This window comes from Bythopirellula sp., assembly GCF_041737835.1.
In the GTDB taxonomy this organism is placed as follows: Bacteria; Planctomycetota; Planctomycetia; order Pirellulales; family Lacipirellulaceae; genus Bythopirellula.
Window position 1 is genome coordinate 328,074 of the sequence record NZ_JBGSQY010000021.1, and the last position, 20,881, is coordinate 348,954.

17 protein-coding genes and 1 tRNA gene are annotated in these 20,881 nt (G+C 56.3%); 6 read left to right on the plus strand and 12 right to left on the minus strand.

Annotated elements, in window-relative coordinates; all coding sequences use genetic code 11:
• Positions 1-12: 12 nt before the first annotated feature.
• Positions 13-3,309 (minus strand): PD-(D/E)XK nuclease family protein, encoded by a 3,297-nt coding sequence (locus AC6T8Q_RS06015; protein ID WP_500678206.1) that lies wholly within the window; start codon positions 3,307-3,309, stop codon positions 13-15.
• Positions 3,310-3,768: 459 nt separating this feature from the next.
• Here AC6T8Q_RS06015 and AC6T8Q_RS06020 point away from each other — a divergent pair, with 459 nt between their 5' ends.
• From AC6T8Q_RS06020 to AC6T8Q_RS06030, 3 genes are all read left to right on the plus strand, one after another.
• Entirely contained in the window at positions 3,769-5,109 is a 1,341-nt protein-coding gene (locus tag AC6T8Q_RS06020) for a DUF1559 family PulG-like putative transporter (RefSeq protein WP_500678207.1), read from the plus strand.
• 90 nt (positions 5,110-5,199) lie between these two features.
• Positions 5,200-5,532: a rhodanese-like domain-containing protein gene (locus AC6T8Q_RS06025; RefSeq protein ID WP_500678208.1), complete on the plus strand. Its 333-nt coding sequence runs from the start codon at positions 5,200-5,202 to the stop codon at positions 5,530-5,532.
• A gap of 95 nt (positions 5,533-5,627) precedes the next feature.
• Positions 5,628-5,711: transfer RNA gene (locus AC6T8Q_RS06030), tRNA-Leu, on the plus strand.
• 53 nt (positions 5,712-5,764) lie between these two features.
• Here the strand turns inward: AC6T8Q_RS06030 and mnmL are convergent.
• Positions 5,765-6,742: a tRNA modification radical SAM protein MnmL/YtqA gene (gene mnmL, locus AC6T8Q_RS06035; protein ID WP_500678280.1), complete on the minus strand. Its 978-nt coding sequence runs from the start codon at positions 6,740-6,742 to the stop codon at positions 5,765-5,767.
• A 158-nt stretch (positions 6,743-6,900) separates the two neighbouring features.
• Here mnmL and AC6T8Q_RS06040 point away from each other — a divergent pair, with 158 nt between their 5' ends.
• Positions 6,901-7,395 carry an FHA domain-containing protein gene (locus AC6T8Q_RS06040; protein ID WP_500678209.1) on the plus strand — a complete coding sequence of 165 codons (495 nt, stop codon included), beginning with the start codon at positions 6,901-6,903 and terminating at the stop codon, positions 7,393-7,395.
• A gap of 81 nt (positions 7,396-7,476) precedes the next feature.
• Entirely contained in the window at positions 7,477-8,610 is a 1,134-nt protein-coding gene (gene rsgA / locus AC6T8Q_RS06045) for a ribosome small subunit-dependent GTPase A (protein ID WP_500678210.1), read from the plus strand.
• Positions 8,611-8,634: 24 nt separating this feature from the next.
• Here the strand turns inward: rsgA and AC6T8Q_RS06050 are convergent, their stop codons facing one another.
• Both AC6T8Q_RS06050 and AC6T8Q_RS06055 read right to left on the minus strand, forming a co-directional pair.
• Positions 8,635-9,696 carry a M42 family metallopeptidase gene (locus tag AC6T8Q_RS06050; protein WP_500678211.1) on the minus strand — a complete coding sequence of 354 codons (1,062 nt, stop codon included), beginning with the start codon at positions 9,694-9,696 and terminating at the stop codon, positions 8,635-8,637.
• A gap of 2 nt (positions 9,697-9,698) precedes the next feature.
• A complete protein-coding gene (locus AC6T8Q_RS06055) occupies positions 9,699-10,112 on the minus strand; it encodes a VOC family protein (RefSeq protein WP_500678212.1) in 414 nt (137 codons plus the stop codon).
• Between the two features lie 389 nt (positions 10,113-10,501).
• On the opposite strand from AC6T8Q_RS06055, the gene AC6T8Q_RS06060 reads away from it, so the two are divergent.
• On the plus strand, positions 10,502-10,828 hold the full coding sequence (locus AC6T8Q_RS06060) for a hypothetical protein (protein WP_500678213.1): 327 nt from the start codon (positions 10,502-10,504) through the stop codon (positions 10,826-10,828).
• A gap of 109 nt (positions 10,829-10,937) precedes the next feature.
• Here AC6T8Q_RS06060 and AC6T8Q_RS06065 read toward each other — a convergent pair whose 3' ends face one another.
• From AC6T8Q_RS06065 to nuoH, 8 genes are all read right to left on the minus strand, one after another.
• Complete coding sequence (locus AC6T8Q_RS06065) at positions 10,938-11,711, minus strand: TatD family hydrolase (protein WP_500678214.1); 774 nt, start codon at positions 11,709-11,711, stop codon at positions 10,938-10,940.
• Between the two features lie 45 nt (positions 11,712-11,756).
• Entirely contained in the window at positions 11,757-12,191 is a 435-nt protein-coding gene (locus AC6T8Q_RS06070) for a hypothetical protein (protein ID WP_500678215.1), read from the minus strand.
• Positions 12,192-12,222: 31 nt separating this feature from the next.
• Complete coding sequence (locus AC6T8Q_RS06075) at positions 12,223-13,950, minus strand: NADH-quinone oxidoreductase subunit N (RefSeq protein WP_500678216.1); 1,728 nt, start codon at positions 13,948-13,950, stop codon at positions 12,223-12,225.
• 43 nt (positions 13,951-13,993) lie between these two features.
• Positions 13,994-15,808: a complex I subunit 4 family protein gene (locus AC6T8Q_RS06080; protein WP_500678217.1), complete on the minus strand. Its 1,815-nt coding sequence runs from the start codon at positions 15,806-15,808 to the stop codon at positions 13,994-13,996.
• Positions 15,809-15,910: 102 nt separating this feature from the next.
• Positions 15,911-18,349: an NADH-quinone oxidoreductase subunit L gene (gene nuoL, locus AC6T8Q_RS06085; RefSeq protein WP_500678218.1), complete on the minus strand. Its 2,439-nt coding sequence runs from the start codon at positions 18,347-18,349 to the stop codon at positions 15,911-15,913.
• 32 nt (positions 18,350-18,381) lie between these two features.
• A complete protein-coding gene (gene nuoK, locus AC6T8Q_RS06090) occupies positions 18,382-18,759 on the minus strand; it encodes an NADH-quinone oxidoreductase subunit NuoK (protein WP_500678219.1) in 378 nt (125 codons plus the stop codon).
• A 6-nt stretch (positions 18,760-18,765) separates the two neighbouring features.
• Positions 18,766-19,338: an NADH-quinone oxidoreductase subunit J family protein gene (locus AC6T8Q_RS06095; protein WP_500678220.1), complete on the minus strand. Its 573-nt coding sequence runs from the start codon at positions 19,336-19,338 to the stop codon at positions 18,766-18,768.
• 3 nt (positions 19,339-19,341) lie between these two features.
• Positions 19,342-20,574: an NADH-quinone oxidoreductase subunit NuoH gene (gene nuoH / locus AC6T8Q_RS06100; protein ID WP_500678221.1), complete on the minus strand. Its 1,233-nt coding sequence runs from the start codon at positions 20,572-20,574 to the stop codon at positions 19,342-19,344.
• Positions 20,575-20,881: the final 307 nt, after the last annotated feature.

The following is a 20,881-nucleotide window of genomic DNA, read 5'->3' on the forward strand; positions in this document are numbered from 1 at the left end:
GTGGCGGTCCGGCTAAGTGGGTGGTTGTTCGTCGGGAGTGGTGGGGTACCAAACTTTTTCTAAGCTGCGAATTTGTGCGATGCGGCAAATTTTGCTGAAGTCGCAATAGCGCGTGCATTCTTTGTTTTCGTTGTAGACCGGGAACTCTGCGGAGCGGATGCCACCGATGATTTCTTTCACGCGATCCAGAATTACTTCGTTAAGACCGGTCCAGCGCTCGGATGTGGCGAGGCCATGATCGGCAGAAGTGCGGAATTCGAGCATCGATTTGCCGCCGCTGGCAAAGCCGGTCGACTTGATACTCCAATAACCCGTGGCGAGTGCGACGGCCCGCTGTTCGGCAAAGAGAAGTTGCTCCGCTGCGAGCGCGTACAGGGGAAGTTGCAGTTGTCGCCCGGCTTTGATTTCTTGATCCGCGAGTTTGACCTCCTGCCCCGATTTGTAGTCGATGATGTTGAAGACCGTGACGCCGTGGATGCGTCCCATGTCGACGCGATCGATTTGGCCGGTCAGTTTGATTTGCTCGGTACCGAGGTCGAGCGTGAAGGGAATTAGTGTCGAGACGGCGTCGTTCAGTGCTTCGCCGCGAGTTTTCGGGCCGAAGCGAACTTCAAAATGAGCGGGGGCAAACGGCTCTTCGAAGTTTTGCCATTGGCCGCGATAATTTATTTCTTGTTCCGCATATTGCGGAGCCCAGGCGAGAATTTCACGCCGTTCGATTTCGCGCAAGGCTTCTTCCAGCCCACGGAGCGGAGTGGCTTCGATTGCCCGCTGGAGCGCGGTGGTGAAACGCTCGATCAGATATTCGCTCGTGAGTGACGTTTCAACGTCTTCTTGTTGATCATGCACAGCCGCGAGGACCTGATGCAACAGCGTGCCGCGACGGAGGTGATCGCTACGGAGTGTGAGTTCGGTGAGCGGTTCCAGATGAAGAATCTGTTTTGCGAAAAATTGGTAGGGGCATGCCGCGTAGGTTTCCAGCTGGCTGGGACTCCAGAGATGCTCGCTACCAAAACGGCGTGCAATAGCAGCATGCACGATCGGGCTCGTGAGCAGGCCTTCGTAGGGACCAAAGGTTTCGCGCTTGCTGCGAGAGGCAACGCAGTGAATGCCGCGGAGGATGGCACTGCCGAGATTTCGCGATTTAGACTCCGATGCCAATCCTGCCAACCACGCACGCTCTCCGACAAGTGCTGCGGCTGTGCTTGTTGTTCGCCACTCGCTTTGACTTAATGGCGACATTTCCTCGGAGACCAATTCCCCGGGGGGCATCGTTATTGTTGAAATTCGAGCCGGTTCGAGTGCCCGCTCAAGTTCGATGACGAAGGGGCTGGGTGAAAGCGCTTGGCCTTTGTCGTCGAGGGCGGCGTAGCTGAGCGTCAGCGTGTCGTTCGCGCGGGTGAGGACATCGTAGAAGAGCGGCATGGACTCGCCCGTTTGCTGTGCGGCATTTTGCTCGGCGGTCGTTGCCTCGGTGCCAAAGCGGGTGATTTCGTGCTCGGAATAGAGACGTCCGGTTGATTCGAGGCTGGAAAACGACTGCTCACTTAAGCCCGACAGAAAGACGTGCTTGGCGGAGAGATTGCGTGCGGATTCGGCGGAGAGAACGCGCACCCGCCCCACGTTTTCCGTTATGGAAGGAAGCGGTACAGCGTCCGCAACTGTTTGCCAAAGTTCCAGAAAAGTGCGGCTGCTGAGTTGTTCTTCAGCGACACCCAGTCGGTCATCGGTTGTTTGAATCGTGCTAAGCGAGGTTTCAAATAATTGCCAATGTGTTTCGCTGGATTTGTGAATGATGCCAAAGGCCGTGAGTACGGTTTTCCAGTGTGCGACCCACTCGGTGAGCGTGGCTTTGGTGGGAAGTGTGCCGAGTAAATCGCTCCATTGCTTGAGGATCGGAGCGGCAATTACGGCGTCGCGAACGATGCGTTGCTTTTCGTGTGAAAGTTCGACATCGCTAGTAGCGAGTGCAGCCCAGCGGCGTAGTTCATCGAGGAGTAATGTCTTGCCTGCGGGAAGTTGAATCCGGCGGACCGAGCGTTCGAGAGAAGCTTGGGTGTTGTAGCTGCCATCGTCGCCCAGGGATTGCAAACCCTGGGCGTTGGAGATGAGGTCCAGCAACAGGTCGAAAGGCCAGTCGCGCTCGTGAAGCTGAAGCAATTTCGTTGCTGCGCGGGCGAGAGGGGTCGTATTCAATGGTTGACGAGAAGACAATGCGAACGGCAAACCGAAATCAGTGAAAACTTGCGTAACTCGCCCCGCAACGTCGTGCAGCGAGGGGAACACGACTGCGATTTCATCGGCGGTGGCCGTGCCGTTGAGCAGCATCTCTTTGACTCGGCGGGCGACTTCGCGGATTTCTCCTTGAAGGCTGTTGGCGGCGAGGATTGTTAGGCCGACCGTAGAGGCGGCAGTCTTATCGGGCACATCTTGGAAAATCGCTCGTTCGGCATGGGCCAAGCCGGGTGAGGTGAAGTGGGTTGCGTTGAGGAATTCGCATTGAAGTTGTGGAAAGGTTTCACGCAGGCGCGCGAGCGTGCGATCGGGCTTGTCGAAAAGCAGCGTGCGCGGGTGGCGACTATTGGCGTGCTCTGCCGGCAACGTGATGAGCAGTTCTTGGCAGTGCTCCCCTAGGATTCGCAAAAGGTCTTGCTGGGCGGTGGTGAAGTCTGCGAAGCCGTCGAGGACCACGAGGCCGAATTGGAGAGACTCCCCCCGCTTATGCGGGAGGCTCGTTTGGGTTAATTCTTCGCGTGCGGCCCAGAAGCGGCCTTCGGCGTCGTAGAGGCCGTTTTTGTACAAATGGAGTTGATAGGCCGAGTAAATGGCTGAGAAATCGCGGTCGCGGTCGGTGCGGCTTTGCTTGCGAAAATCCTCGGCCCAGATGTCCCGGCGTTTCAAGTCGGCGATCACTTCACCGACTTGGCGGATGAAACCGGGGGTGCGGGCTACGGTTGCGTAGTGGCGAAGTTGCTTGGTCGCGGCCAGTTCTCGGATGAGCAGGGTGAGGATCCGCTGCTTTTCGAGGACATTGATTGCCCTTATGCGGCGGCCTCCGCGGGCAATCAGTTCCTCGGCGAGCATGGCAAATGTGGTAGTGCGGGGAGTGAGCAGTGCTCCCGCGGTATCTTGGGCCAAACGGTCGCGTATGGCGCTCACCGCCGAGGAGGTGGGGCCGATCCAGACCCCTTCGGGCTGTGTCAGGTCGGCGAGCCAAGTTTGGAGAAACTGCCGGTAGCGGGCGAGCGCACGGTCGGTTTTGCCCGAACGGGCGGGGCCGAGGATCAGGTTGACCGAGCGGGTTGGCACGCGGGGGAAGTCCTTTTTGCAACGAATGTTATGATTTCTTGTGGCATTGGTCGCTTAAGCGACCCGTCCGGGGGCTCTTGTCGGGTCGTGCGGGTTGGCCCATCCTCCCCGGAATAACTTATCCGATTCGCCTGCGGAAGTCGCCCATTTGATTGACAGCGTAACTCTTTTTCGCGTAAACTATTAAGTGTATTTTAGTCCCTGGGCAGATGGGAGGCACCTCGCCGTTCTGGCGTCTCAATCGAGACCGGCACGCGCATTGGGTATGTCGCTTGACTCTGAGTTGGGATGGACACGTTATGTCTTCGCTAAGACATAATGGGTCCAAGTACGATCGAGCGCGCTGGACCTATCGAAGTGTTTTCCTTTCTCAATGGGGACAGCCCACGCTTATTTTTGTGGGCCATTTTTTGTTGTCTTATTTTTTCTCATTCCTTTTTTTCTGGAGGAGGCATCATTATGGATGCGAAGCAAACGAAACGAGGTTTTACCCTCGTAGAATTGCTGGTGGTGATTGCCATCATCGGCATTCTGGTGGCATTGTTGCTACCGGCGATTCAAGCTGCTCGCGAAGCGGCTCGTCGCAACTCGTGCTTGAATAACATCAAGCAGATCAGCCTGGCGACACACAACTTTGCGGATCGTAGGAAGGCTTTCCCGTTCGCGTCGACCGGGTTCTTTCAAGGTCGGCAAGCTCCTAATAACGCGGGGCCGGCCTTGGCGGGTGGTCAGCGCGATGGTTACAGCTGGTTGTTCCAGTTGCTGCCTGAAATGGAACTCAACAACCTGTATGACCGTACTCGTAATTCAACCACCGTTGTCACAAGTGCAACGGCCGTTGGTAACGGTAACGGTTCCAACAAGTTGCGGATCGGCCCATTTGGTTTGGATGCCCCGAATGACGAAGTCGCTGTATTAGCTGCTGGTAATGTTCCCTCGGGTCAAAACGGTGGTGCTTATCAGCAACAAGTCGAAGCTTTTATCTGCCCCAGCTTCCCTGGCAACAACGAAGCGAAAGGGACCTTTCGCACCGGTTTGACCAAGGTTGCCGTGGGTAATTACGTGGCGATCCCGTCAACCCACTACAATGCCGATGGTTCGACCTCTGGTAACACCCGTGCCTCGGATACTGGCGCCACAGCTGGTAGTCTTTACGACAGCATGACCAGTGCCACGGCCTTTAAACAACTAGCTGGTAATGGCGTGATCGTCTTTCCTCAAAACACCGTCAACGACACCTTGGTCAACGGCGGTGCCGCGGTCAGCATTTTTGCTCTACAGCGTCAGCCGACGGCGGTGACATTTGCTGGTATCCGTGATGGTACGGCCAACACGGTTTTGTTCTCCGAATCGAAGGAAGAAACCTTTGCCTCCTGGATCAGCGGTTTGAGCATGTATGTGGTGGCTGTCGATCCAAATAACGGTGGTGAGGATATCCTGAAGGTTCAGCCTACGACGGGTTCCACTACGCCTGCGATGTTAGGCTGGTTGGTTAGCTCGGACGGTCGGTTGGCATTGAATGTTGGTAACGACGTCAAGCGTCTGGGTGGTGTGAATGGTCAAGGCCCCCCTGTCGTCGACGATGCCCAGAACAACATCTACGCTAAGCCTTGGGTGCATCAACCCACGGGCAACTCGGTCAGCGGTGCCCGTATCTTTGGCCCTTCCAGCGGTCATCCTGGTACGATTCAGCATGCGTTTGCTGATGCCCACGGCAAGAGCATCAATGAAGACGTTGATCCCAACACGTACGTACGTATCTGCACCCGTGCTGGCAACGAAGTTGTTGAACTTCCGTAATGTTGGATTGTTGATTTAAGTTAACGAACGTCGTGGTGCGATTACGGTTGCACCACGGCGTTTTTTTGTTTTGAGAGTGATGAAAGATCTATGGGAAACGAATTCGAAATATCACCTGCCGATGTGAAGGCGAAGCTGGAGCGGGGCGAGGCATTTTTGTTATTGGATGTGCGTGAAGAGGATGAGTACGCGATCACGAACATTGCTGAGGCCAAGCTGCTGCCGATGAGCCAAATCGGCGAGAGGGTTGCCGAGATTCAGGCGTGGAAGGATCAGTCGATCGTCGTGCATTGCCACAAAGGGGTCCGCAGCCTGCGGGTGACGCATTGGCTGAAGAACGAAGGCTTTCAGGACGTGCAGTCGATGGCCGGGGGGATCGAGGCGTGGTCGTTGGAGATCGATCCGGAAGTGCCGCGGTACTGAAACCAAAGGCGGAGGGTGGAAGGGGGAAGGCGGAAATGAAAATCTGCCTTCCCCCTTCCGCCTTCCCCCTTCCCCCTTACAATATGTTGTTTCCAGCCGGAGTGGCGGAATTGGCAGACGCGCATGGTTCAGGTCCATGTGCCCGCAAGGGCGTGCAGGTTCAAGTCCTGTCTCCGGTACTTTTTTTATTTTCCGAGTCGGGACGACTTATTACCGAGCCGGGACGACTCGGCTAAATGATGGTGGTGTGCAGTTTGCCTTGCCAGGTATCGCGGCGGAGGAACTCGGCTTCGATCGCGCGTTTGACTGCGGCTTTGTCGAGGCACCAGGATGGTCCGACAAAATAATCGGGCGGGGCATCGCCGCTGATTCTTTCCACGACCATCGTCGCCGGTAGCAGTTCCAGAAAATCGACCACCGTGCGGACGTAGTCGTCGTGACCCATCAGAGTCACTTCACCCGCGGCGACTTGTTCGGCCAGCCGGGTGTTTTTTACGCAATAGAGATTGTTAATCTTCACCGCGTCGATGTTCACGCGGGCGAGTTCTCGGGCCGTCGCGAGCATGTCGTCGTGCGATTCGCCGGGGAGGCCCAGCATGACGTGGGCGCAAATCTCGAAGCCGCGGTTCTTGCTCCGCTCGACCGCGTCGAGAAATGAATCGTGGTGATGCCCACGGTTCATCCAGTCGAGGGACCGGTCGTGCATGGTCTGCATGCCATATTCAACCGAAACATAAGTCCGCGCGGCGAGCTCTTCCAAGAGATCAAGGACTTCATTGGGAACACAGTCGCTGCGAGTGCCGATTGCGAGCCCCACGACTTTGGGGTGCAACAGGGCTTCTTCGTAGAGCCCACGCAGTCGCTCGACGGGGGCGTAGGTATTGGTGGCGGGCTGGAAGTAGGCCAGGAAATGCTCACAGTTCTTGTAGCGATTTCGCATCCTCAGGATGCTTTGATCAATCTGGCCAAGAATCCCCGCCCGAGGAAGCCGACGGCTGGGGCTGAAGCTGCGGTTGTCGCAAAAGGTACACCCCCCCTTGGCCACGGTGCCGTCGACGTTGGGGCAGGTGAATCCCGCATCGAGACTCACCTTCTGGACTCGGTGTTGAAACCGCTGGGCAAGGGCGTGATTGTAGGAGTAATAGCGAAGTCCGGAATCGCGCCAGGATAGCAGTAAATCCCTACCAGGTATTGAGTTAGTTGACGACACGGGAGAGACTGCGTAAAGTAAAGACTGGCCAGATGGGTATTTTTCGAGACGGTTTACGCCCATTGTTTATTTCCAGGGCGACGCCGACTCACCGTTATTATTTTATTGTTTTCACCCATCATCGGGGCGAGACACGTTTTCCACAAGAGTATAACAACATGTATGGTGAACTAACTCCGCTGGGCGGCGGGGACCCCATTCCGTTGTTGAAGAAACAACTGCTAGTGGGTCGCCGCGAAAGCTGTGACATCGTATTGCGGTTTGACAATGTTTCGGCTCACCATTGTCGCCTGATGGTTAACGGCGGCTATTGGTACATCCGAGACATGAACAGCCGCAACGGCGTCAAAGTCAACGGCATCAAGGTTCAGGAGAAACGGATCGATCCGGGCGACACTTTGTCGGTCGCCAAGCATGATTACGAGATCGACTACTCTCCGGCCGACTTAGGTGCCGTGGGTCCGCCACCCGCCGACGATCTGCCGAACGAAATCATGACCGAATCGCTCTTGTCGCGAGCCGGCTTGAAATCGTCGGAGCCCGCCGCAGGACGGGGTCAGCAATTTGCTGGCAAAAAGGCTGACGGCAGTTTCCGCCGCTACGACGTGCTCGATGACAAGGAGCAACTCAAGATGCCGGATCGTCCGGTTTGAGCTATTTCCAAGCATTGAGCATTTGAAAATTGAAACGCCCAGGGGTTGCAGCCCCTGGGCGTTCTTGTTGGGATGTGTTGCATGGCGAAGAAACAACGGAAAGTTCGAGCCGACTTGCGCAAGAATCGCAACGTGCGCACGCGCCAGAACGATCTGACCCGGAATTTCGCCAACAATCAAGAAGCCGTCGAGGACATGGCGACGGGGCAAAGCGTCTCGGGCAAAGGCGAGCTCACCCGCAAACGAACGGTGGTGAACGCCGACGTCTCAGTAGGGGCGACGGGCGATGTCGTATCGCTAGCCATTGACCCCAGCATTTGTTTGCAAGGCCGCGTGTTGCGGGTGCAGGGATTGCATAGTGCGGTGCAGCTTGATGATGGCATGATCCGTCTGTGTGCAACGCGGCGATTGCTGAAAACATTAAGCACCGATCAGCGGCACGTCGTGGCGGCCGGGGATCGCGTGTGGGTGCGGCCCGACGGCAAAGACGAAGGGATCATTGAGCGTGTTGAACCCCGCACGGGCGTCTTGAGCCGCACGAGTCGCGGGCGGCAACACGTGCTGGTGGCGAATGTCGATCAATTGCTGATTGTCACGAGCGCGGCTCAGCCGCGACTAAAGCCAAACCTTTTGGATCGCTATCTCATCACGGCCGAGAAAACTCGCATCGAACCGATCATCTGCATCAACAAGGTGGATCTGGTGAATCGGGCCGACCTGGAGCCACTGATCGGCGTTTACAGTCAGCTTGGTTATCGGACGCTGCAAGTTTCTGCCGGCAAGGGTTGGGGGATGAAGGCCCTTACCGAGATAATCCGGGGACGGGCGTCGGCTTTCACGGGTCAAAGCGGCGTGGGCAAATCGAGTTTGCTCAATTCGATCGAGCCGGGGTTAGCCCTGCGAGTGCAATCCGTCAGCCAAGAATCGGAAAAAGGTAAGCACACAACAACGACGGCGGAACTGATTCCGTTATCTTTGGGTGGGTTTGTCGTTGACACGCCGGGGATACGGCAGTTTCAACTTTGGGATGTGATCCCTGAGGAAGTTGCTGGTTTCTTTCGCGAGCTGAGACCCTATGTGAGCCATTGCCGTTATCCCGATTGCACGCACACGCATGAGGAACCATGCGCCGTGAAGGACGCGGTTGCTGATGGGTACATCGACGTGCGGCGTTATGAAAGTTATTTGCAAATTCATGCAGGGGATGAAGCGTGATTTTCCGCGCTAGGCCGCGAGCGGCTAGTGGGGAATAAAATCGGTATCGGCTTCGAGCTTGTGGACAAAGGTCGCCAGCAAATCAGCCGCGGCGTCGATGTCGTTGAGCGAAATCATTTCCACGGCACTGTGCATGTAGCGGTTGGGGATGCTCACTAGTCCTGCTGCCACGCCGCCCCGGGCGAGTTGAATGGCGTTCGCATCGGTGCCCGTGCCGCGACCGCTCGCCGCGAGTTGGTAAGGAATCTCGCCATATTCGGCGGCGTCGCGGAGGGCATCAACAACCACAGGGTTCATGTTGGGGCCACGATAAATCACGGGCCCGCCGCCGAGTCGGATATCCCCTTCTTGCGTTTTGTCGATCGTGGGGCAATCCGTGGCGTGGGTGACGTCGATCGCGATGCCGACATGCGGATTCACGCCATAGGCACTTGTGGCCGCGCCGCGGAGGCCGATTTCTTCTTGAACCGTGGCCACGGCAAAGAGGGCCACGTTAAGGCCACGTTTTTTGGCCCGCCGCGCGGCTTCCATCGCAACCCACAAGCCAGTCTTGTCGTCCATACCCGGCGAGTTGGCAAAGCCGTTGCGCATTTCTTGGTAACCGAGCTCCAATGTCACGGGATCGCCGATCTTGACCATCTCGGCAGCTTCTTCTTTGTTTTTCGCGCCGATGTCGAGCCACATATCTTTGAGCTTCACCACTTGTTTGCGCTCGTCCTGGTCAAGCAGGTGGATTGGTTTACGCGAAATGAGTGCCGGGATGTCTCCCTTGGCGGTGTAGATCGTCATCCGCTGGCCGATGAGTTGCTGGGGATCCCAGCCGCCAATCGTGTTGGTGTAAATGAAGCCTTGTTCGTTGATATGGGTAACCAGCAAGCCAATTTGATCGGCATGGCCGGCGAACATCACGCGCAAGGGGGCATCGACGTTGCAGCCGACAATGACGTTGCCGTGGAAGTCAGTGTTCACTTCGTCGGCGAAACTCTCGGCGTACTTACGCACGAGATTCTGCACGGGCTGCTCGTAGCCCGAGGGGCTGGGAGTTTCGAGAATTTGCTGAAAGAATTTTTTGGCACTCGCTTCCATGGCTATTCCTTTTCATTGTTTCGGGCGGGCCACTCGCCAAGCTCAAGCACGTTGCCGTCGGGATCGTGCAAGAAGAGCTGTCGGTAACCGTAATCGGGAAGTCGTTTTTCCACGAACTTGATGTTATGTTGTTGAAGTATGTCAATCGCCGCGTCGACGTTGGTGCAGCGGATCGCAAAATGCCCTTGGAGGGAATTAATTTCCGTGGGCTGGGCGGCGAGGTCGTCGTTATGAATCAAATGAAGCATCACGCCCACGGCCTCATGCACGAGCCAACGCCCATCAAATGAAAACGCTGGACGCGGCACGGTATGAAAACCCAGCACATCGCAATAAAACCGTTCACCCCGTGCGGCATCACTTGTCGGCAAAGCGACGTGGTCCATGCGGCCCAGCGGGATGGAGTGTTGAGTCATCGAATTGTGATGCGAATGGCGTGCTAGCGGGTACTGGGAATCTCTGCCGATTTTAACGATTTTCTGGCCCACTGCGAGGCGGATCGCCGATAGACAACGATGATCATCCGCTCGGCCAGGGCAGGCCAGAGCGCACACTTTTCTGGAGTTCAAGGACCATGGCCGCGAAAAGCCTTTTGTCGTTCGTCTTCTTGCTGACGAGTTTATCTCAAATGGGTTGTGCTGGTTGCCTACACTGCGCTCGCAATGGCGGGTGTGACATGTGCGGACCCGCGTGTGGGTGTCCTGATTGTGGCTGTGCCGACACTTGCTGCGACGTAGGATGCGGCTGTGCCGACCCAGGGTGCGGTTGCGTTGATCCGTGCTGTGGTGCTCCCGGTTGTGGAACCATGGTTGGGCACCGCCGTCCGCTTGCGAATTGTCCGCTGCTCGTGGGCTTAAGAAACTTGTTCTGCGGCACGGGCTGTGGATGTGGTTGTGGCGGCGGTGGAGGGTGTTCGTGTGGCGGTTGCGGTTGTGAAACTTACACAGGCGATTGGAACTGCAATCCTCCTTGTGCCGAACCCTGCGATCAATGTGGTAACTACAACGGTGCTCAAATGGGCATGCAGATGGGACAAATGGGCATGCCCATGGCTCGCCGTCCCTACGTCGCCGAGCGTGTAAGGTCAGATGAGATTAACTTCTCCAGCAGACAACAATCGTTGCAGAAGTAGAATCAAACGAAAAATCAGACACAAGCTCGCAGAGTCATTCTGCGAGCTTTTTTGTTGCGCTAAACGCGCAGGTTTTTTGATTCGCTAAACGCGCAGATTCTTTCGTTCGCTAAACGCGAAACAGTGCATGGGCATTGGCGGTGGTGATCTCGGCGAATTTCTTGAGTGTCATATCCCGTGTCTTGGCGATGCACTCGGCTGTAAAACGCACGAGGGCGGGCTCGTTGGGCCGTTGACCGCGTTTTGGCTCCGGCGAGAGATACGGCGCATCAGTTTCTATTAAGATACGGTCCAAAGGAACGCTGGCCGCGGTCTCGCGGAGGTCGTTCGATTTTTTGAACGTGACCATGCCGGCAAAGCTAATGTGCATTCCCAGAGAGACGCACTCCGCCGCCATCGCCGTATCGCCGGTGAACGAGTGCATAATGCCGCGCAAGGGGCCACGGTAGGCGTGGGCATCGCGGAGCATCGCCATGATGTCGGCATCGCAATCGCGCATGTGGACAATAAACGGCAGATCACGCTCCGCCGCGAGTCGCATATGGCGATCGAAATAATCTTGCTGCATCTCGAAGGGGGTCGAATCCCAATAACGATCGAGGCCCGTTTCGCCGATGGCGACCACGCCAGGCTGTGCGGCGAGTTCGACAATCGCTTGCCAGTCGTCGGGGCCTGCCTCGGCGACGTAGTTGGGTTGTATGCCCACGGCCGCGTGGACGCCAGCATATTCAGCAGCGAGTGAGACGCACTTACGACTGGCGGCGACGGTAGTCCCCACGGCAATCATGTGAGCGACACCGGCAACGCGAGCTCGCTCGATGACCTGTGGACGAATCTCGTCGAAATCTTCCTGGTCGATGTGCGTGTGGGTATCGAAGAACATGATTCACGGCATTAACGGTATCGGAACGATACCGGCTAACATCGATTAGGCACCGGCGGGTTGCTGCTGCAGTTCTTGGAGGGCTTCGAGATGACCCTTGGCCATGCCGAGCGCTTCTTCGGCGAGAACCTTGACGGCTGGGAAGGGCTGCAACTGGCTGATCAATTGCTGGATTGAATCGATATCTTGCTGCTGGTATCCAATGGCCGAAGTGAGTTGGTAGTCGATGCCCAAATCGTGCGTGTCGGTGTATTCCATAGGGAATTCACCAGAACGGAGCGGTGCGCCCATGTCGGTGAGCATGTGGCCGATGCGGTCGGTCAGCACGTCCTGATCGCGGGCGATCGATTCGAGTGTGTCCATGATGTTCTCACGACCGGCGGGGACGTAGGGCCGCGAGTAGCGCAAATATTGGGGAAACGACTTGGCGACGATCGCCATCAGTTGAGCCAGCAGCGGGTAGACTAATGCTTGATTCATCGTGCTATGAAAAACGAATGGGTGCTGGAGTTCAACTGAACAATTGCGAAACGGCCAAATCGGTCCAACTGGCCAGGGCATTGGGAAGCAGGCCGAAGATAATTACTGGCACGGCAACGACAAATACAAACGCCGCGGGCAAGAATCCGAGGGTCACGGGGCCGCGGGAATCGGGCTCGGGATCGATGCACATCACCTTGGCAACACGCAAATAGTAGACGAGCGAAATTGCGGTATTTAACGCCGCGACGACGAACACGCTCATCATTAATGGTCCGCCGGTGATGTATAGCGATTGCAGTACGCGGAGCTTAGGCCAGAATCCCGCCAGTGGCGGCAGACCAATCAAGCTTATTAGTACGGCGGTCATCAAAACAGCCACGAGTGGTGCGGATCGCACGAGGCCGGCGTAATCGGCGATCTCTTCGCTATGCATAGCATTGCGGAGGAAGGCGACTACTGCGAACGCCGAGAGATTCATGAACAAATAGATGGCTATGTAGAGCAGCAGGGCTGAGACGGCTTCGCGGGCTTCGGGCGCGTCACGGCCAGCCAAGGCCACGGCTGCCGCGATAGCCATCATCATGAAGCCGGCATGAGCGATCGTGGAATAAGCGAACATGCGTTTGATGTTTGTTTGCCCGTAAGCGGCGAGATTGCCGAACGTGCAAGTCACGACAGCCACGATGGAAACCAAGATCACGAAGAACCGGCGAACGGGGGACAGCGGTCCACCACCGACGTCGGTTGCCTCGGGTGCGGTATCCACTTGATTGGCCAGCACAGCTTTGTGTGTTGGTGTGGAGTCGTCGGCATTCGCCACGAGTGCGGCGACCGTGGCGGGTGCCTCTACGGGTGTTGTATCGGGGGCGAGCCCCATGCCCAATCCCACACGGAGCAACAATATCATCGCCGCAGCCTTGGATGCCACCGAAAGAAATGCGTCGACTTCAGCCGAGGCACCCTCGAAAACGTCGGGACACCAAAAGTGGAAAGGCACGGCGGAGAGTTTGAACGCGAGTCCCACGCCCAGCATCAAGCCTCCCAGTACAAGTACCATCACCTTCAATCGGCCATCGCCGGAAGTGAGCAAATTGGGAATATCGAGGGCAGCCAGTTCAATGGCTAAGGTTGGGATATGAACGGTTCCCAACACGCCCGCGAGCAGGCTGATGCCGTAGAGCATGACGCCCGCGGTGCCGGCGCCGTAAACGGCGTACTTGAGAGCGGCTTCGCTGCTGCGTTGTCGGCCTTTGACGATGCCTGCCAAAACATAGGACGGAACGCTCGCCATTTCGACGCTCATGAAGAGCATCATCAAGTGATTCGAGGAAGCCATCAGGCACATTCCAAGAATCGAACCCAACACGAGGCAATAATAATCCTGGCTGTCCTTCGGCGTGGCGATGCCCGTGAGCCGTGACAGGACGATAAACAGCACGGCGAAGATCAGCAGAAACACACGAATAAAGGCGGTCAGCGTGTCGTAAACCAACATCCCGGTGAACAGCTCTTGCCGTTCGAGGGTTTGCCAAGAAGCAAAGCCTTCGGAGGGCAAGGCAAAGCACAAGGCCGTGATTGAGCCAATCAGCGCGAGCACGAAGGGGGGGATCAACTCACCCCCTTTGAAGACGCGAACCAGCAGCATCACGACAATCGTGCCGCACAGCGCGAGCTCGGGCTTGAACAACGGCAAGCTCGTGTCGAGCGTGTTCGTGATGAGCGTATCGACAGTTTGTTGGAGTGTGACAGGTTCCACAGTTATTGCTTTATTTTCGTGTCGCTAAGCCGCAAGCGGCTGATTAGTTATTGGTGGTGAGCTGGGCGACTTGGCCTTCGCGGTTGCCCGTGGGCTTGAGCGCGGTGGCCCGCTCGTCGTGTTCTTGGGTCCATGCGGCCAGATTGTCGATCTGTTGATCCACCGAGGGCTGCATGTATCTGAGCAGTACGTTGGGATAAACACCGAAGACGATGGCAAAAATGACAAGGGGGATACCGATCGACAATTCACGCGAGGTGATTGGCGTGAGGGCTTCGCCGTGGGGACCTTTGTACTCAGGGCCAAGATAAACACGCTGAATGGCCCAGAGAATGTAGGCAGCCGTGAGGATCACAACTGCGGCGGAAATCACCGCGAGGATGTAGCTGAATTTCCACACTGAAAGCACGACAAACACTTCGCCGATGAAGCCGCACAAGCCCGGCAGACCCAAACCGGCAAAGAAAATGACGATGGCGATGCCACTATAAACGGGCATTCTGGAAAAGATGCCGCCAAACTTATCGAGATCGCGATGGTGGACGCGGTCGTAAAGCACGCCGACGCAGAAGAACATGCCAGCCGAGCTAATACCGTGCGCGATCATTTGATACATGGCACCGTTGGCACCGAGTTTCCAAAAGTCGGGGTTGTATCCGGTGGAAGCGACGGCACTCCAAACGCCCAAGCCGAGAACAACGTAGCCCATGTGGCTCACGGAGCTGTAGGCCACCATCCGCTTGAAATCTTTTTGAGCCAAGGCGGCGAATGCGCCGTAGACCATGCTCAACACGCCAATGAAGCAAACAAAGTAGGCCAAGGTGTAGCCTGCGTCGGGGCAAATCGGGTAGCAGATGCGGATAATGCCGTAGCCACCCAGCTTCAGCAGAATTCCTGCCAGGAGCATCGAAATTGGCGTGGGGGCTTCGACGTGGGCATCTGGGAGCCACGTATGCACTGGTACGCTGGGAACCTTGATCACGAAGCCGATGAACAGCAACAGGAAGGCCCACCACTGAATACTCTGCCCCCAAAGGGCTTCGCCATCGAACAGATCCGTGTGCTGACCCATTTGTTGAAGGGCCAGAATATTGAACGTATGGAGCTGGCGCCGCTGAGTGGGATCAGCTTCAGCCATGATTTCAGCGTACTTCTGGGCCAGCGGAGTATCACTCTCTTGCCAAGCCGACAGGGCTTGCTCGGCATTGATTTCCTCAGTGACGTTGATAATGCCCGCTTCGGCGAGTTGTTGGGCGTTGAGTCGCGTGAGGTCGCTGTTGAAATACAGCATGAGAATCGCGATCAACATCAGCACGCCGCCGACCAAGGTATAGAGGAAGAACTTGATCGCAGCGTATTCACGCCGAGGGCCACCCCAAACACCGATGAGGAAGTACATCGGCAGGAGCATCACTTCCCAGAACACGTAGAACAGGAAGAAGTCGAGCGCTAAAAAGACGCCGAGTACGCCCGTTTCTAGCAATAGAAACAAAACGCAGTACGCCTTCACATGTTTGTTGATGGGCCAACTGGCAGCCATCGCCAGCACAAAGAGGAACGTCGTCAGCACCACAAGCGGGAAGCTGATGCCATCCATTCCCATGAAATATTGAATACCAAACGTGGGGATCCAAGCGAAGTTGAAGAGGTTTTGCATTCCGGCCACGCCGGCTTCAAACTCAATCGAATCCTTGAAAAAGAATCCCAGCGACAAGACGAACACAAACAGTGTGACCGCCAAGCTCATGAGTCTGTACGTTTCGTCAGACAAACGGGGCAGCATTGCAAGTAGCAAGGCTGCTATTGCCGGTAGGAAGACTAAAAGGCTCAGATAAACCGCGGGGTCGCTGAGTGTCATAATTGGTCGCCGCTATCTTTCAAAGTGAACGTATTAACCACGAATAATGCGAATTAAAACAAACGATTCGTGTGATATGTGTTATTGCAGGTGATAAATCAATCAGGTGGGAACCAAATAGCTCTGGACGAACGTGATGGCCACGAACAACAGCACCGTCCCCACGACGATGAACATGACATATTGACGCAAGTTGCCGGTTTGCAGGCGGCGGAGCCAAAGCCCCAGGCCCCAGGTGCCGCTGGCGAACGTGTTGACCGTGCCGTCGACGACGGTTTGGTCGAACAGGAAGTCGACCACTTTGGAGATCCCACGACAGATGGCCGCGGCACCGTGGATGATCGAGTCGATAATGCCTCGATCAAACCAAGCCGCGAAGCCACCGATCCAGAGGGCGGGCTTCACAAAAATGTAGTGATACAACTCGTCGAAGTACCATTTGTTCCAAAGGAACGTGTGGAGCGGCTTGAAGCTTTGCTTGAGCTCGGCCGGGTTCAAGAAGCCCCACAGATAGATGATCGTCGAGAGTAACAAGCCAGTGCCTGCGGCCGTGATGGCCGCGATGGCGGCAGGTTGCTTGAGATTCGGTTCGTGACTCAAAAGTTCGTTGGGAACAACGACATCCCACAATTCGCCTTGGGCCGTGGCCAAAGTGCCGAGCGGACGCGTTTGATCAAGCATGTCGTAGACCCCAAAGATCGGCCAGCCGATGGCAATGGCAAAGATCGACAACACGATTAAGGGGGTGGTCATCACGCGGGGGGATTCGTGGGCATGATCGAAACGATGGTGATCGCGTGGCTTGCCGGCGAAGGTCATGTACCAGAGGCGGAACATATAGAACGCGGTGACCGCGGCACCCACGACGGGGAACCACTTCAAGAACAGCGAATGCTGGGGGCTCTTGTCGGCATAGTTCCAAGCCTGCTCGATGATCGCATCCTTCGAGAAGTAGCCGCTGAAGCCAATGTTGGTAAAGGGAATGCCGGCACCAATAATCGCCAAGCAGCCAATCAACATGGTGTAGGCGGTGATCGGCATCTTCTTCCGCAAGCCGCCCATGTAGGTCATGTCGTTGGTGTGGACGGCGTGAATCACCGAGCCCGAGCACATAAACAACAAGCCTTTGAAAAAGGCATGGGTGATCAAGTGGAAGATACCGGCGACCCAGCCGCCCAAACCTAGGGCGAGCATCATGTAGCCGAGCTGGCTGACCGTGGAATAAGCGAGTACGCGCTTGATGTCGGTGGCCGTGATGGCAATCGTCGCGGCGATGATGGCTGTGATGCTGCCGATGTAGGCGATCACCAGCAGCGCTTCAGGAGTAAAAATCGGGTAGCAGCGCCCAACTAAGTACACACCAGCCGCGACCATCGTGGCGGAGTGGACGAGCGCGGAGACTGGCGTGGGGCCTTCCATCGCGTCGGGCAACCACACATGCAGCGGAAACTGGGCGCTTTTGCCGACGCAGCCACAGAAGATGCCGACGCCGGCGATGAAGAGGAGCCATTGGCCTGCGCGGTTTTTGGGTTCGGTGTCGGCGAGTTCTTCACCGCCTGCTGAAGCAGACTCGCCGAAGTCTCGGATTTCTTCTTCGATCATGCCCTGGGGGGGGACGATGTGGTAATCGTTTTCCGCGGTGCGCAGCTGGCTGAAGACTCCTGCCTCAACAACTTGGCCCTCAGTGTTTTTGATGTCGCCGAAGTTGAATGTGCCGATGCTCGACCACAGGGCCATCATGCCGATCAGCATGCCGAAGTCGCCGACGCGGTTGACGATGAACGCCTTGTTGGCGGCGGTCGAAGCACTTTTGCGCTCGATGTAAAAGCCGATCAGAAAATAAGAGGTGATACCCACGAGTTCCCAGAAGCAGAACACCATCGCGATATTTCCCGCGATGACGATACCCAACATGCTAAAGCAGAACAGCGACAGATATTGGAAAAACCGATAGAAGCGGCCTTTGCGGTGGAGATGCTCGCCATTGGAAAGGGTGACTTCGTGATCGACAAACGGCTCGTGCAATTCGTCGTGCATGTAGCCGATGGCGTAGAAATGCACGCACGAGGCGATGAGTGTGACCATACAGAACATGCCGACCGTCAGGGCATCGATGTAGTAGCCAATGGTTAACTTGAGATCGCCGAACTGGCCGAGCGTGTACCAATTGCCGCTGATGTAAGCGGGGGCTTCATTATTGATGGTTGGGTCGACGTGATGGTGGGGGTCGGCGTCCTCGGCGCGGGCGTCTTCGGTGACGGTGTGTTCGTCGGCGTGATCATGTGCTGCACCGCCCGCTGAAGCGGGCTCGCCATGCTCTACGTGGTGGGTTTCTTTGATGGGGTAGTTGGGAAGCCAAACGCCGAACAGTGCTGTGAAGCTCAATACCGCGGAGGTGACAATGGCGAGCGTTGCCAAATACCCGCCGAACTTGCCGTGCGGGCCCATGTACTTGCCAAACAGCACGATAGCCACGAACGAGGCCAACGGCGTCAGCCAGGCTAGCATCAACAGGAACGGTAATGTCGATTGAGGATCCATCAGAAACGCATGTCCCAGAGTTCGTTATTCCATCAACCGCTCAACTGATCGGCGTGGTCGACGTCGATTGAGTCGTGGCTGTTATAAAAATTAAGGACAATCGCCAGGGCCACGGCGGCTTCGGCCGCGGCGAGCACAATCACGAACAGCGCGATCAACTGGCCGTCGAGTCCGAGCGAATGTTCATCAGCTCGCAGATACTGGCTGCCAAAGGCGACGAAGTTGAGATTCGCTCCGTTAAGAACGAGCTCGATTCCCATCAGCACACCGAGGGCGTTGCGCTTGGTGGCCATGCACAAGGCGCCGCAGACAAATAAGACCGCGCCGACGGAAACGTAGTGGGCAACGCCTACGGGTTCGGTCAGGATATTGGCGATAGGCCAGCTATTTTCAAAGGGTATATCAAACATCGTCGTTTACTTCATGGATTCGATGGTGCGGGTGCGACGGGCGCGGGCCAAGTAGGCTGCTCCGATGAGTACAACCAACAAATGCACCGAGACGATTTCAAACAACAACAAATAACCAGGACGATCGGGGGCATCCGTGCGTGCACCCAAGAGACCCATCGCAATCGGTGTGACAGTATGCGTCGTGGGAACAGCTTCCGCGGCGGTACGTTCCATGCCACGCCATTCGGGGATGCTGAACGCGGCATAAATCAGCACGAAGAGCAGCGCTCCACCGGCGAGAAAGCCTTTGACCCAATCTCCGGCCCAGGTTTTCATTTCCACGAACCGTTCTTGGGACGTGAGCATCACGCCGAAGATCAATAACACGAGCGTGCCGCCGACATAGATCAACAACTGCATCGCGCCGACGAAATCGGCACCGGCCAGGAACATTAAGCCCGCAGCAGCAGCGAGCGACAGTACCAAGTAAAACGCCATGCGTACGATGTTGGTCGAGACCAAGACGCCCACGGCGAACGAACAGGTGATCGCGCTAAATAGCCAGAAGAAGAACGACGGCCAATAAATGCTTTCCATGGTTTAGAGCGCCTTTCTCTCGGCGCCGTTTGACGCGGCAACTTGATCGGTGATTGGTTTGCCTTCAGGAATTTCTGGAAACCGCGGTCCCGGCAAGCCTTCGCCGATTTCGAACACGGCAGGATTCATGGGCATCACACCAAAGAAATTGCGATCGGGAATTTTCAGCTGCCAGAAGGTCGCGCCGAGGAACATCACCGCGGCAATGGGGGTGCAGTATTTCAAACAAGTGGTCATCACCTGATCGATACGCAAACGCGGTAAGGTCCAACGAATCCACATCATGACGCAGACGCCGATCGTGCCTTTGAAAATAACATTCATGGCACCGAGGAATTGCCCGATGTAGGCCGCGAACGCGCCGTTTTCGGGGGTGAGACCCAGCATGTCGGAAATTGGAATTGGACCGTTCCAGCCCCCGAGGAAAAGGATCGAGGCCAAGATGCTCACCGAGAACATCGAGCCGTATTCCGCCATGAAAAAGAAGCTCCACCGCAGGCCGGAATATTCGGTGTGGAAACCGGCGACGAGCTCGCTTTCCGCTTCGGCCAAGTCGAAGGGGGCACGGTTGACGCTTGCGGTGGCGCAGGTGAAGTAAACCCAGAACGTGATAAACGTGAACGGGTCGTGAAAGATTATCCAATTGGTGAACCAACCGGCCTGGCGGTCGCCAATCACAATCAGATCCAGCGATCCAGCGATTAAGACAGGAACGACGATGCACATACCCAGGGGAACTTCATAGCTCACCACCTGAGCGGCTTCGCGCATCGCCCCAAAGAGCGACCACTTCGAGGCTGATGAATAGCCTGCCAGGATCACGCCGAAGACCTCAAGGCCCAGCACGGCAATGACGAAGAATACGCCCGTGTTCAAGCGTTGCGGGATCCAAGGATAATCGCCGCCCGCGAAGGGGATGGCGATAAAAGCGGCGATCGAGGCACAAAAGCTCACGTAGGGAGCGATCTTGAAGAGAAAACCGTCCGCCCCCGCGGGCATCAGGTCTTCTTTGGTGATCAGCTTGAGACCATCGGCCAGTGTTTGCAGCCAGCCAAATTTGCCGCCGACACGGGTGGGGCCAAGACGATCTTGGATACGGCCAGAGATTTTGCGCTCGAGCCAAATAAAGATCAGCGCACCAACGGCCACCAAGTTGATAATCAGCGCGATGTGGACCAGCCCGGCGAAGGTATACGCCAGCCAAGTCCAGATGTACTCGGACAGAAACGAGGCCACTTGTTGGTTCTTCCTCAAACCAGCGGAGCCAATGCTATCTGTATACCCCCATGTGAGGGGGTCGGGCCCCACCGCAGGGACCGATAGCATGCACCCAAAACGTTTGTAGACTGGCAGTTACCTGCCGGTCTATTTAAGATTGTGAAATATGGCACAAGCCCTTGAAGCTGTACACCCCCAGGCAAAAAAACCGTGCTAAATACGTGGTTTTGTGAGCCGATTTGATGATTTGGCGTACGACTTTTGGCGGGACAGATAACGAGACTCGCATCGCCATTACAAACCCCGCATTTTCACAACCGAGAGT

Bases quoted from the DNA above. Each gene is read 5' to 3' on its own strand.
- nuoL (WP_500678218.1), bottom strand. From the start codon at position 18,349: ATGGATCCTCAATCGACATTACCGTTCCTGTTGATGCTAGCCTGGCTG.
- rsgA (WP_500678210.1), top strand. From the start codon at position 7,477: ATGGCGAAGAAACAACGGAAAGTTCGAGCCGACTTGCGCAAGAATCGC.
- AC6T8Q_RS06050 (WP_500678211.1), bottom strand. From the start codon at position 9,696: ATGGAAGCGAGTGCCAAAAAATTCTTTCAGCAAATTCTCGAAACTCCC.
- AC6T8Q_RS06080 (WP_500678217.1), bottom strand. From the start codon at position 15,808: ATGACACTCAGCGACCCCGCGGTTTATCTGAGCCTTTTAGTCTTCCTA.
- AC6T8Q_RS06025 (WP_500678208.1), top strand. From the start codon at position 5,200: ATGGGAAACGAATTCGAAATATCACCTGCCGATGTGAAGGCGAAGCTG.
- AC6T8Q_RS06020 (WP_500678207.1), top strand. From the start codon at position 3,769: ATGGATGCGAAGCAAACGAAACGAGGTTTTACCCTCGTAGAATTGCTG.
- AC6T8Q_RS06065 (WP_500678214.1), bottom strand. From the start codon at position 11,711: ATGTTCTTCGATACCCACACGCACATCGACCAGGAAGATTTCGACGAG.
- AC6T8Q_RS06055 (WP_500678212.1), bottom strand. From the start codon at position 10,112: ATGACTCAACACTCCATCCCGCTGGGCCGCATGGACCACGTCGCTTTG.
- AC6T8Q_RS06095 (WP_500678220.1), bottom strand. From the start codon at position 19,338: ATGGAAAGCATTTATTGGCCGTCGTTCTTCTTCTGGCTATTTAGCGCG.
- AC6T8Q_RS06070 (WP_500678215.1), bottom strand. From the start codon at position 12,191: ATGAATCAAGCATTAGTCTACCCGCTGCTGGCTCAACTGATGGCGATC.
- AC6T8Q_RS06060 (WP_500678213.1), top strand. From the start codon at position 10,502: ATGGTTGGGCACCGCCGTCCGCTTGCGAATTGTCCGCTGCTCGTGGGC.
- AC6T8Q_RS06040 (WP_500678209.1), top strand. From the start codon at position 6,901: ATGTATGGTGAACTAACTCCGCTGGGCGGCGGGGACCCCATTCCGTTG.
- nuoK (WP_500678219.1), bottom strand. From the start codon at position 18,759: ATGTTTGATATACCCTTTGAAAATAGCTGGCCTATCGCCAATATCCTG.